Genomic DNA, 12,513 nt, shown 5'->3' on the forward strand with positions numbered 1-12,513 from the left:
ACGTTACCCAATATACGAGGGAGTTTATCGAATACTTACGGTAAATCGGGGATGGCGTTTAATAAGCTCTCTTCTATAAAGTGGAAATTTTCTTGTGGGGTAGCCGAACCGACCTCTTCCTCTGTCGTGAGGGAGATCGCGGGGATGCGGAACGCATCCAGAAGTAAAAGTTGGAAATAAGCCCGTAAAGCGGTAAGCTCGGCGATATGCTGCCGCTTGTCGGACTCTGCGAGTCCGAAGTTATCATATGATAACTCTTGGATATCCGCCAATGTATTATTACAATATCCGATACCTCCGTAGCAAGCGTTCCACATTTGCTCGCTGTTTTTCTCGTACGTGTCCCATGTATGTTGGTGGATCATACGCCATACGCCCCCGTCTTCCCAATGCTCTCGTTTTTGGGTGATCACGAGCTGATCCGCCGATAACTCTTGCAGCCAGAAAGAGAAATTAGTCTCCGCCCATTTCGCATGCTCATAAGGACGGAGTACGGAGGCCATTAAGGATTCATAATCCGTATAATAATCCTCTTTCTCCAGCTGGTCGTATAGGTCTTCTTCCAGATCGAAGCAGGAGAAGAGCAGCGGGAGAAAAAGAAAGGTTAACAGCAGTGGCGCGTATCTCTTCATTGAATAAGAATCAAGTTCGTACCCGTGAGTTTATTGGTTTGTTGTAATACGGTTTCTAATTTTTGTGTCTTTAGAAAAGCGCCGGAGAAACGTTGATCATCGTTTTCCGGACGTGTGTATATGAGTGAGACCTTATAGGTTTGTTCGATCAAGCGTACGATTTCATCTAGGGAAGCGTTATCATAAAAGATGATCCCTTTTCTCCACGAGGTAAGCCGTTCACTATCAACTTCCGTTACCGTATAATGTTCGTCATTCACGAAATAATCGGCTTTTTGGTTCGGATGCAACTGTACCAATTCTTTCTCATGCGCGTTATTCAGGCTCACCTTTCCTTCTACCAAGATCACGGAGATCTCGTTTCCTTGATCGGAGGTCTGTACGCTGAAAGAGGTTCCCAGTACCTTGACCGATAAGCCGGAAGCATCAACTATAAAAGGCTGCTCGCTATTGGGAGTGACCTCAAAAAAGGCTTCTCCTTTGATTTTGACCTCTCGTACGGAAGAGGCGAAGACCTCCGGATAGCTTAGCTCGGAATTCTCTCTCAAATAAACGGAACTACCATCGGGTAAAAGGATCGAACGATCCTCTTGCGCAGCTATAATCGTTTGCCATTCGGCATTTCCTGTTCCCGCTTTTCCGCCTTGATTCAAGAAATAGACGGTAACTCCGGATACAAGCAATAGTAAGACCACCGCTGCTATCGAGAACCATATTCTTCGGGAAGAAGTTGAGACCAAGGAAATAACCGGTGCCTCTTCGGTTTGCGATTGAGATTCCGAGGGCGTGATGATCGAAGCGATCCGATTCCATTTCCGGTCCGTTTCCGGATCGGCTTCAGTCTCTTCCAAAGGATTCCATTCGGCGGTTCGCTTCCGGAAAGCGGCCTCCCATTCCTTTGAGGCATGGATGGCTTGAAGCAACTCCGCTTCTTCCTCCGGGGTCGCCTTGCCTTTCAGATACCGTGTAATTATATGTTCGAATCGTTTATTCTCCATTTTCCTGTTTTACTAAATCTTTATTACCATTTCCAAAGACTAAGGAGCGTTCCCAGTAATAAGGCATAACGCCTTAATCCATCCCGGAATCGTTTCAAGGCACGGGTAATGTGTTTCTCCACCACTTTCTCCGTAATAGCCATATGTTCCGCTATCTCCCGGTTTTTCAAGCCGTTCAGACGGCTGAGAACGAACGCTTCCTTGCATTTGGGCGGTAGTTCCTCCATAATCTGATCGATCGAGTCGGACAGTTCCTTTTGGATCAGCAAGGAAGAAGGGTCAGGTACGAAATCCGCCGCGTATAATCGCTCGGCAGTCTCGGCATCCGGTATCCGTTGCTGTACCGAATCGGCTATCTGACGGTGTTTTAAATAGTTTAGACAACTATTCCTTACCATCATGAAAAGAAAAGAGGTCAGCGAGATGTTATCCAGCAACTCCCTTCTTTCCCATAATTTCAAGAATACATCCTGTACGATATCCTCCGCCTCGTTTGTATCGTTGGTGTATTTCTGGGCAAATGCCTCTAAACGGGGAGAGAACTTGCGAAAAGCGTATTCGAACGCCTTTGCGTTGCCCCCTCTGATCTTATCGAAAAGAAGACGATCATCCGTTAGATACAATTGCTCACACATACCACTTTAGATAAAAGATTGAGGCAAATGTAACAAAAGTATTCTATTTTATGATCAAATCAATTTATTATATAACAACTAGGCCCGCTTTTACCCGCCCTTTATTCCTGTAAGATTATTTTATGTCCGAGAAGGGGGGGATTCCCCCTCTTGGTTGTTTTATCAAGCAAACGAAATAAATAAAATTAATTTAGTAATCTTAAATTGTAAAGCATGAAAAAGCATTTCTTCTCTTTGCGGGAAAGAGGTTTGTTCCTACTTCTTTTGGGACTTTTTCTTTCCTTTAGCAGTTATGCTCAAGACATTACCGTAAAAGGTGTAGTGAAAGACTCTAAATTCGGCGATCCGATTATTGGAGCTAGTGTCCTTGTGAAAGGAACAACGAATGGTACGATTTCCGATATGGACGGAAATTTCACGTTGGCAGCTCCGAAAGACGGGACTCTGACCATCTCTTATATCGGTTATAAATCACAAGAGATCCCGGTAAATGGACAGCAGAACCTGAATATCATTCTGGACGAGGATGTAGAGGCGTTGGACGAGGTGGTAGTAGTAGGTTACGCTACCGGTAGCAAGCGTACGATCTCCGGTGCGGTAGAGCGTATCAAGAAAGAGGATATGAACCAAGGTGTGGTGAATACGCCGTTGGAATCCTTGAAAGGTAAGGTTGCCGGTGTGGTAATCTCCAAGACGGGTGGCGACCCTGCCTCTAAGCCTTCTATCCGTGTACGTGGTACGACCTCTTTGTCCGGTGGTAATGATCCCTTGGTGATTATCGATGGCGTATTCGGAGATTTGAGCATGTTGGACGCGATCGCTCCCGCCGACATCGAGACGTTCACGATCTTGAAGGACGCTTCCGAGACCGCTCAGTACGGCTCACGTGGTGCCGCCGGTGTAATCGTAGTGACTACGGTGAAAGGTAAGAACGGTATGAAGACGTTGAGTTATAACGGCAACTTCGGTATCAGTAACGTTTATAAGAACTTGAAGATGTTATCCGCCGATGAGTTCCGCTCTACGGCGAAGGCGTTAGGCATGACTCCGCTGGATATGGGAGGTAATACGAATTTCTTCGACGAGATCGAGCAGTTGGGTTATACGCAGAACCATAACATCTCTTTCGGCGCGGGTAACGACGATTCGAACTATCGTGCTTCTGTAGGCGTGATCGATCAACAGGGTATTATCAAGAATAGCGGTATGAAGAATTATACGGCTAAACTGGACGCTTCCCAGAATATGTTCAACAATAAGTTGAAAATCGAGTTCGGTATGTTCGGTTCCTTGAAACAAGTGGATTATACGAACGATTATGAGAAAACTTTCTATTCGGCCGCCACTTACAACCCAACCTTCCCTACGCATAAGAATGAGGATGGCAAATGGGATGAGGATCCCTATGCGAACGAGATCCAGAACCCGCTGGGACGCCTTGAGATACAGGATCGTGAGAAGAACGCTTACGTGAACGTACACGGTAAATTGACTTGGACGATTCTGGACGGGTTGAAACTGAGCGCATTCGGCTCTTATACGTATAACGTGAAGGAGAACATGAAGTATATCCCGAAAGATTTGAAGGCGATTACGCAAACTTCCGACGCTCATGGTTACCGTGCGGATAATAAGCAGAATATCTTGATGGGTAATATCCAGTTATCCTATAATAAGGATTTGAATGAGAAACATCATATCGACGCTTTGGCCTTGGTAGAGGGACAAAAATATCATTATACGGGATTTAGCGCCGGTGCCCGTGGCTTTGAGACGGATTACTTCGGTTATAACAATCTGAAAGCGGGTGGTACGGTGAAATACGGAGACGTGACTTCTTTCCAAAACGAGAATCGTCTGGCCTCATTCATGGGTCGTTTCAATTATATGTATGACAACCGTTTTATCGCCACCGTGAACTTACGTGCGGACGGTTCCTCTAAATTGGGTATGAATAATAAATGGGGCTTCTTCCCTTCCGCTTCCGCCGCTTGGGTGTTGAATGAGGAGGCTTTCTTGAAAGACGTGGATTGGCTGAGCCAGTTGAAACTACGTGCGGGTTATGGTCTGACCGGTAACCAAGATGCTATCGAGGCTTATAACTCGTTGGCTTTGATGAGCCCGAACGGTGTGACTTCCGTCAATGGAAATTCTACCGCTACCTATGGCTTTACACGTAACTCGAACCCGGACTTGCGTTGGGAGGTGAAAAAGACATTCGATGTGGGTGTGGACGCTGGTATTCTCGATGGCCGCTTTACGTTGACCGCCGATTGGTATACTTCCAAGACTACGGATCTGTTGTATAAATATGCGGTTCCGGTTCCTCCGTTCGTATATCCGGAATTATTGGCGAACTTGGGAGAGATGACCAACTCCGGCGTGGAATTGGCTGTAAGCGGTGGTATCGTGAAGACCAAAGACTTCGACTTCAACATGGGCGTGAATTTCTCTTACCAGAAGAATAAATTGAACTCCTTGAGCGGTTCTTATATGGGACAAGAGTTGCAGGCGAAACAATATATGGATCTGTCCAGTATGAGTGGTGCCGGTTTCGTAGGAAACAACCGTGTGGTTTATCAGATGGTAGGCCAGCCTGTCGGAGTGTTCTACATTCCTCGTTGCTTGGGCTTGACTCCGGCTTTGGATGAGAATGGAAACGCTATCGAAGGCCGCTATATCTACAACTTGGATCAGACGATCGATGGAAAAGAGGGTTTGGATACCAATGATGGTGGCGACCGTTATATCGCCGGCCAAGCCATGCCGAAATATTATCTGGGAATGAACTTCAGCTTCCGCTACAAACGCTTTGACTTGATGACGCAGATGAACGGCGCTTTCGGTCATAAGATCTTCAACGGTACATCGCTAGCTTATATGAACTTGAGCCAGTTCCCTACATACAACGCGTTGGCTAAGGCTCCGGAAAGCAAGATCTACGACCAGTCGATCTCTGATTATTGGTTGGAAAAGGGTAATTATTTGAATATCGATTATATTACGTTGGGTTACAACATCGATTGCAAGAAGATCGAGAAATACGTGAAGAATATCCGTGTGACATTCTCGGTGAACAACGTAGCTACGATCACGGGTTACTCCGGTTTGTCTCCGATGATTAACAGTACGACGGTCGATAAAGATAATAATGACCTAGGTATGGATAACAAACGTTTCTATCCGTTATCCCGTACGTATTCATTAGGTTTGAGTGTTAACTTCTAAATCCATTTAAAGAGTCATGAAAAAGAAATTTATATATAGCTTTATGATAGCCGCTGCCGCCGCGGCATTTTCTTCCTGTTCTAATTTTTTGGAAGAGCGTCCTACGGATGCGTTTGATGAGGAGACGGCGTTTCAAAGCCCTACGTTGGTCTATGTAAACACGGTTGCGAGCCTGTACAATAATATGTTCAAGATCATGGGTAACGACCGTCATGTATATGACTTGAATACTTTCTCCAGCGATGAGGCTATGCTTCCTTGCCGTATTGGCGACTGGGAAGATGGCGGTTTATGGCAGAATATTTTCTTACACCGTTGGGGCACGATGAATGATTTGACCAAGAACTCTTGGGATTTCTTGTATGAACAGATTGGAAAATGCAACCAGAGTGTTGATAAGTTGCAAGCCTTTGCCGAGGAACAACCGGACGTGGAATATTTCAAGGTTTATCTGGAAGAGGTCCGTGCGGTCCGTGCGTTTTTCTATTATGAGTTGTTGGATTTGTTCGCTCGTGTTCCGTTGGTAACTTCCTCTACGACACCGATGTCTGAGGTAAAGCAATCTGAGCGTAGCGTTGTATTTAACTTTGTCCGTTCGGAGTTGGAGGAGGCGTTGCCTTATCTTTCAGATAACCGCAGTAACCAAAAAGGTGAGTATTACGGACGTATTACCAAGCCGGTGGCTTATATGATCTTGGCTAAGTTGGCGTTGAACGCGGAGGTTTATGCGGACGACAATTGGACGGACGGCAATCGTCCGGCTGGAAAGAACATCAAGTTTACCGTTGACGGTAAAGAGATGAACGCTTGGGAAGCTACGATCGCTTATGTGGATAAGCTGGAGGCTTTGGGCTATAAATTGCAGGGAAACTTCTCGGAGAATTTTGCCGTAGCGAACGAGACCTCGGTTGAGAATATTTTCACGGTTCCTATGGACCCGGTCGCTTATCCGGACGCTAAGGACTATAACGTGGTACGTACCCGCCATTATGATCATGCTACGGCTTACGGCCAATCCGGATGGAATGGCTCTTGCGCTACGGTGAAGGCGATGAACGTGTTTAAGTTCGGTACGGCGGATGAGGATCCTCGTTGTAAGCTTACTTATTTTACGGGCGAGGTGACCGGCCCGGATGGAAAGACGATCTATACGGAATGGGACGGACAGAAAGTGCCTTTGAAATATGAGCCGAACGCCCCGAAGGTATATATGGATGCCTCCGATGGTTTGTTGGTGAAGACCGCCGGTGCCCGCATGGCTAAATATGAGTTCGACCAGAATGCTCAGGATGGTGGAAACTTGCATGGAAATGACTGCGTGATCTTCCGTTTCGCCGACGCGTTGCTGATGAAGGCGGAAGCCAAGATTCGTCTGGGACAGAATGGAGACGATGAGGTGAACCAAGTTCGTAACCGTGTAGGCGCTAAACCGCTACAAAACGTAACGCTGGATACGCTATTAGACGAGCGTATGCTTGAATTAGCGTGGGAAGGCGTACGCCGGCAGGATTTGATCCGTTTCGGTAAGTTTACCGAGGCTACGGTAGACCGTTATGTAGGCGTGAAACATTCCGCCAGCTCACTGGATTATCAAGAGGATAAGACGGGATATACAACGGTATTCTCCATCTATGCCGATATCCTTAGCCTGAATCCTAACTTGACACAGAATCCGGGATATTAATACGATTCATTTTAATCTTTAAGGCTTTATCAGGGGGCTGTCCGTTATTGGGCAGCCCTTTCTTCTTTTTGCTTGATTTTCCCTAGTATCTTCGGGAATTTCCATATAAATAACAACGTACAGCAAATAGCGGCCGTGGCATCCGATACGGCTTCTGCCGCGTATACGCCGGTTACCCCCATAAAATGAGGTAATAGTAATGCCAAAGGAATCAAGAGGATTACTTTACGAAGCAAGGCGATAAAGATAGATATCTTAGCTTGTCCCAACGCTACGAACATATTCTGGCAAGCTCGTTGTAAGCCAAAAATCGTCATACCCGCCAAGAAGATGGGCATGACCCAACGGACGGTATCGATCAACTCCTCGTCGCTTGTAAAAGCGGAGGCTACGGTTGAGGGGAATAAGATCATGAATAGCATGAGTATCAAGTTGAAAGAGAACATAACGATTAGCACGATACGAAAACAATCTTTCACCCGCTGTTTGTCTCCATGTCCGTAATTATAGCTTATGATCGGTACGAATCCTTGGGCGAAACCGGTCAGCGGTACGCTAGCGAATTGCATGGCACTCTGTAAGATAGCCAATGCGCTCACATAGATATCGCCAAAATTTTTCAAACTACTATTCAAGACGAAACCCACCAGACTCTCCGTACTGGCCATGATGAACGGAGAAATTCCCAAAGCGAACATCGAGAGTACGATTCTTCGGTCCAGTCTCATATACCGCCTTTCCAAAGGCAAGGAGGCACGTCTTGAGAAAAGGAAGCTCAATACCCATATGGCACTGCAAGCTTGTGATAGGATCGTGGCGAGCGCGGCGCCTTTTACCCCCATATCCAACCAGAAAATGAAGATAGGGTCTAATACGATATTCAATAAAGCCCCGATCAAAACCGAGCACATAGCGATAGACGGACGCCCTTGTGCGTTGATAAAGGCATTCAAGCCCGTGGATATCTCGACAAACAGAGTGCCCAGTAAATAAATAGAGAGATAATCCACCGCATATCCTAACGTATATTTTGATGCTCCTGTAAAAAGCAGGATCGGTTCCATGAAGGTATAGGTGATGAGGGAAGTGAATATAGTAAATAGGATAAGCAATATAAATCCATTTCCCACTATTTTTCCGGCCCGTTCCCGGTCGCCCTGCCCGAGAGCGATAGCCGCTAACGGTGAACCTCCCGCTCCCACGATAGCGGAGAAAGAAGAGATCAAGATCACGATGGAGGTGGTCACCCCTATACCAGCCAAAGCGTTTGTCCCGATCTCGGGAATATGCCCGATATAGATACGATCTACGATATTATAAAGTAAGTTGACAAATTGGGCCGCTACCGCCGGAAGCGCCATTTTGAAAACCAGCGGTAGCATACGTTCCGTACCTAGCCTAGCCTCGTATTTGTTCTTCATATTCAATCGGGATTTCAATTAAAATGGCTGCAAAGTTACAAGAACTTGTTGGATTATATAATCGAGTTCCATAAATTACCAGTTAATAAAAAACACTTAATATCTACCACATCTACAATTCCTTCTTATATGCCTTATAAATAAACATCTTATATAGTGGTTGTAGATAGAAAATATCTACAATTATCATTCTTTATCTACCATGTTTTGATAGAAAACGGTAAGCGTCTCTGCGTTGCTATCTTTTTTCCATTTGTCGGGCAGTAATTCTCTCAACACATTTTTATCGGTATTCGGATTCAGTGAGACAGCCTTGTTGAGTAATTCTTTAAAGTATTCAAAAGTATTGATATTGTTCATCCTGCATGAGCATGCCAGTGAATATATCAGTGCGGCTCTCTTTGCGCCCTGATGACTTCCACAGAAGAGTGAGTTTCTCCTACTCAAACTGATGTACCGGTTTATTCTCTCAATCGCATTGTTGTCCAGCTCGTATTCCGGCGCAAGTATATAATTCGACAACGCGGGATATTCCTTGAGGGCATAACTCACCGCTTTCCCCAAAGAGCTTTTAGGTAAGGTCGACTTCTCCGCTTGTATGGCCAGCAGTTTCCGCTTTAATTCATTTAATATAGGAGAGGCGTGCTTCTTTTTGTATTTCATTATCTGCCGCGGTGAGTATCCCGCGGGCATCTCGTGTTCCTTTTGATAGAGCTTATTGATGATTTCTATGATTTCTCGGGCATCCTTGTTTTCTTTAATGTCAAGGAACTTTCGTTTACAATGCTGAAAGCATGCCAGACGCACGGCGTGTGGATATTCGTCCGTCTCCAGTATTTTATAATCTCCCAGACCATCCGTTTGAATGGCTCCCCGATAATCCGGTTTTATATATTGGGTTAAGACCTTTCTGGCACGGGAACCATTCTCATAGAAGAAGTGGACCAGCCTCAGATGACTGGCCAGGGCCGCCCAGATATAGACCTTGCGAGAGGCTTTCTCCGTAGAGGACTTGCCTCCCTTTTCTAATACCGTGTAATAGCTCTCGTCCATATGCAGATATTCATCCTGACGGACCGCTTCCCCCAGGGCCTGCTCCAGAGAGTCGAACAACCACGCTGTTTTTTTTATCAGTCCGTGCGCGGTGGATTTGCTTATTTCGAAACCGCTTTCGCCGAAAAACTTGATAATCCTTTCCACCGGCATGGAGTAGATATAACGCAGTTGTAGTATGCCGGCAATAAAGGAAGCGTCATAAGAGGAATTGAGCAGGGGCGTGGCAGGAAGATTGCCATATATGATATTTCCCCGGTATTGATAATAATGCAGGTGATGGATATGTTTGATAAAACGGGGAGGAACGAACTCATAGCGGATGGAGTCTACGGTTTTCAGGAACTTGCCAAGCTCGGGCTGGAAACCGGACCGTGAAGGATAAATGTCGTGTTCCCGCACTTCCATGTCAAAATGCTCCTTGCGCTTGGCGTTATTGTTACCACGTTCCTTGGCGGAGGGGGCTACTTTTTTTGGGGGTGTCTCATCTGATGGCGAACAGGGAGGTGGGGCTGTAACAATCTTTTCTGATTTATTGCTTATTAATTTTCCTAACGCACGTTTAGTAACCAATGCCTGTTCCAGGGAAGCGTCCCTGGATAGTAAAGCCTACTCGAGTGAGTGAACGGACGCGGTCAATGTCTCGATCTGAGAAGCCATCCGGCCGATCAGCTCTGCCTGTCTTGCGTTTTGTTCGATGAGTTGTGCGTTCTGAGTTTTAGAAAAGCGCAACTGTTCTTCCAACATGGTTATTATCCGCCCGTAATTCATGGGGTAAAGGTATGGATAATTATGAAAAAAGACGGCATTGCGGAGACGCATACGGAAACGCAAGAAATCAAATTATCGTTTAGGTTCGTGTGTCGTAGTGCCTATATATGTAAAAGTAGTTTCTATTAGGGAAAACAAAAGTTTCGTGCTGAAGAAACTTTAGTTTCTATATAGGGAAACAAAAGTTTTCTGCTTGATAAACTTTTGTTTTTTACCATAAAAAACCGCAAATATTTGTATGCTAATATTTTAAATACAATACAACCTGTAGAGATGTAGCGTGCTGCGTCTCCCTACTGGCTAATAGTATCTCAAAATTAATTGAGGTAAATATTAATTGAAAAACAAACACTTTTATTGGTGTTTGTAAAATAAAATTTATAACTTGCATTTATCTTGTAAATATAATTTAAATGAAAACAACACTAGGATTGATCTTATTACTTTTTGCCACCCTGTTTTCTTGCATACGCCAAGAAAAAACACTACCTGTGGAATTATCTCGTGCGGAATCAGTGATGTGGGAGTATCCGGATTCGTTGAATATCCGTTCCTCGGATGAATTGATTCAAAATACGATGGATTCTTTTGAGAAGGGAGGAAATCATGCCAAAAAGTTAGCAGAAGTCCAAGTGAAGTACGATCATGAGAGATTGTTGAACATAAATAACCAACTAAAGATAGGAAAAACGAATCAACAGGTAATCGGTTTGTTTGTCATTTCCGTTCTGTTGACTCTTATTATCGTATATCAATATCGTGTATTGCGGAAGGAAAAATCTTTAGTGTATGCCAGAGGAGAAATACGAATTTCCTTACTCTCTAGATGTAGAAGTTCAAAGTATTAAAAATGAAATATAGATATGATTTTTAGAAGAAGACAACAAAAATGCTGGTTGAGTATAATCGCATTATTAATGCTGGTTTGCAGTTGTTCTGATGATGAACGAAGGGAAATACCTACACCTGCAAAACCTTATTTGAACGTGAAAGACAGTCTGGCTTTGGTGGACATCTATAAACAGGCGCATGGAGAGGGTTGGACACTGGTTGATTGGGATCTGGAAAACATACAGACATGGGGTGGTGTGACTGCTGCCCTAGACACTGTTATGAATGAATATCGGGTAGTTGGTTTTGTGATGCAGGATGGTTCAAGTGGTATTTTATCAGATAAGATTGGAGATTTAGTGGAGTTGAGAAGTTTGAGTCTTTATGGGAAAGGTTTGTATGGAGAGCTTCCAAAGACGATTGGAAATTTAGTTAATTTGGAAAGTCTTGTCGTTTCTTCTACCTCTTTAAGTGGCGCATTGCCTAAAGAAATTGGCAATTTAAAGAATATAGAAGTGATGCAAATTTATTTCAATGAATTTACTGAAATACCAAAAGAGTTCGGCAATCTTCCCAAATCGGGTGTCTATATGATGCAACACAATAAGTTTGCGGGTGAGGTACCGGAGACGTTGCGGTTTTATGAAAATAGTGATGAATCAAGCGGTATTAGTGGCATCGATCTGAGCTATAACTGCTTTACATCGTTTCCATGGTCTTTTTTCACAGATGATGATGATTGTTTGGTACCTCATTTGTGGGGAAATAGGCTATCTGGAACCATTCCAGATGAGGTATTTAAATCTCCGAAGTGGGAGAGATGGAAAACTCAAATATCACGTCAAGAGAAAGGATATGGATATTCTAATTACCCGCCGGAAGAAGATGAGCATTGAAAAATCGCTAAAAAGACTGTTTGACAATCTGAAGTTAAACAGTCTTTTGTCATGTACATGACTCGTTGAATCATTATTTGGTGGATGTGTTCGGTGGTCCGGATAAGGCGTATGTCTCGTTTTTCCCGATCCAGAAGGCGATCAATTACGCCATGACCTCGTCCTTGACGACCGGTGGTACCCGCAACGAGAAAAAGAAGCTGGTACATTGCTTACCGGCATTATTCACGTTTTCAGTCTGTCTATTGGTTATCTGTTCATTCTTTTGCCGCTTGTTTCTGGTGCCTCTTATTATTTATGCCCTTTTATTGTTTGTAGACGCAATGTTCCGCAATAAATGTGATTTACGTGTAGGGTTGTTATC

Annotated in this window: 10 protein-coding genes; 5 read left to right on the forward strand and 5 right to left on the reverse strand. The window is 44.5% G+C overall.

All coding sequences use genetic code 11. The features are described 5' to 3' along the window. Positions 1-35 precede the first annotated feature (35 nt). Genes DW205_RS09545 through DW205_RS09555 form a run of 3 tightly spaced genes read right to left on the reverse strand, consistent with a single transcriptional unit; the run spans position 36 to position 2,265 of the window. Positions 36-632 carry a RagB/SusD family nutrient uptake outer membrane protein gene (locus tag DW205_RS09545; protein WP_233523144.1) on the reverse strand — a complete coding sequence of 199 codons (597 nt, stop codon included), beginning with the start codon at positions 630-632 and terminating at the stop codon, positions 36-38. Beyond that, entirely contained in the window at positions 629-1,630 is a 1,002-nt protein-coding gene (locus tag DW205_RS09550) for a FecR family protein (protein WP_121963080.1), read from the reverse strand. Before DW205_RS09550 ends, DW205_RS09545 begins: the two co-directional genes overlap by 4 nt. Before the next feature lie 23 nt (positions 1,631-1,653). Beyond that, positions 1,654-2,265 carry an RNA polymerase sigma-70 factor gene (locus tag DW205_RS09555; RefSeq protein WP_005863705.1) on the reverse strand — a complete coding sequence of 204 codons (612 nt, stop codon included), beginning with the start codon at positions 2,263-2,265 and terminating at the stop codon, positions 1,654-1,656. 213 nt (positions 2,266-2,478) lie between these two features. On the opposite strand from DW205_RS09555, the gene DW205_RS09560 reads away from it, so the two are divergent. Then, a complete protein-coding gene (locus DW205_RS09560) occupies positions 2,479-5,493 on the forward strand; it encodes a TonB-dependent receptor (protein WP_005863703.1) in 3,015 nt (1,004 codons plus the stop codon). A gap of 16 nt (positions 5,494-5,509) precedes the next feature. Next, positions 5,510-7,177 carry a RagB/SusD family nutrient uptake outer membrane protein gene (locus tag DW205_RS09565; protein ID WP_005863701.1) on the forward strand — a complete coding sequence of 556 codons (1,668 nt, stop codon included), beginning with the start codon at positions 5,510-5,512 and terminating at the stop codon, positions 7,175-7,177. Between the two features lie 44 nt (positions 7,178-7,221). On the opposite strand, the gene DW205_RS09570 is transcribed toward DW205_RS09565, so the two are convergent. Both DW205_RS09570 and DW205_RS09575 read right to left on the reverse strand, forming a co-directional pair. Next, a complete protein-coding gene (locus tag DW205_RS09570) occupies positions 7,222-8,598 on the reverse strand; it encodes an MATE family efflux transporter (protein WP_005863698.1) in 1,377 nt (458 codons plus the stop codon). Positions 8,599-8,784: 186 nt separating this feature from the next. After that, entirely contained in the window at positions 8,785-10,224 is a 1,440-nt protein-coding gene (locus DW205_RS09575) for an IS66 family transposase (RefSeq protein ID WP_008777699.1), read from the reverse strand. Between the two features lie 611 nt (positions 10,225-10,835). Here DW205_RS09575 and DW205_RS09580 point away from each other — a divergent pair. The 3 genes from DW205_RS09580 to DW205_RS09590 all read left to right on the forward strand — a co-directional run. Then, complete coding sequence (locus DW205_RS09580; RefSeq protein WP_005863694.1) at positions 10,836-11,270, forward strand: hypothetical protein; 435 nt, start codon at positions 10,836-10,838, stop codon at positions 11,268-11,270. 15 nt (positions 11,271-11,285) lie between these two features. Next, positions 11,286-12,149, forward strand: a complete 864-nt coding sequence (locus DW205_RS09585) for a hypothetical protein (RefSeq protein ID WP_005863693.1) — start codon at positions 11,286-11,288, stop codon at positions 12,147-12,149. A gap of 65 nt (positions 12,150-12,214) precedes the next feature. After that, positions 12,215-12,513, forward strand: a 299-nt coding sequence (locus tag DW205_RS09590) for a glycosyl transferase family 2 (RefSeq protein WP_233523145.1), incomplete at its 3' end; no start/stop codon positions are given.

It is taken from the genome of Parabacteroides sp. AM17-47 (assembly GCF_003434625.1).
GTDB classification, from domain to species: Bacteria; Bacteroidota; Bacteroidia; order Bacteroidales; family Tannerellaceae; genus Parabacteroides; species Parabacteroides distasonis.

Bases quoted from the DNA above. Each gene is read 5' to 3' on its own strand.
- DW205_RS09545 (WP_233523144.1), bottom strand. From the start codon at position 632: ATGAAGAGATACGCGCCACTGCTGTTAACCTTTCTTTTTCTCCCGCTG.
- DW205_RS09550 (WP_121963080.1), bottom strand. From the start codon at position 1,630: ATGGAGAATAAACGATTCGAACATATAATTACACGGTATCTGAAAGGC.
- DW205_RS09555 (WP_005863705.1), bottom strand. From the start codon at position 2,265: ATGTGTGAGCAATTGTATCTAACGGATGATCGTCTTCTTTTCGATAAG.
- DW205_RS09560 (WP_005863703.1), top strand. From the start codon at position 2,479: ATGAAAAAGCATTTCTTCTCTTTGCGGGAAAGAGGTTTGTTCCTACTT.
- DW205_RS09565 (WP_005863701.1), top strand. From the start codon at position 5,510: ATGAAAAAGAAATTTATATATAGCTTTATGATAGCCGCTGCCGCCGCG.
- DW205_RS09570 (WP_005863698.1), bottom strand. From the start codon at position 8,598: ATGAAGAACAAATACGAGGCTAGGCTAGGTACGGAACGTATGCTACCG.
- DW205_RS09580 (WP_005863694.1), top strand. From the start codon at position 10,836: ATGAAAACAACACTAGGATTGATCTTATTACTTTTTGCCACCCTGTTT.
- DW205_RS09585 (WP_005863693.1), top strand. From the start codon at position 11,286: ATGATTTTTAGAAGAAGACAACAAAAATGCTGGTTGAGTATAATCGCA.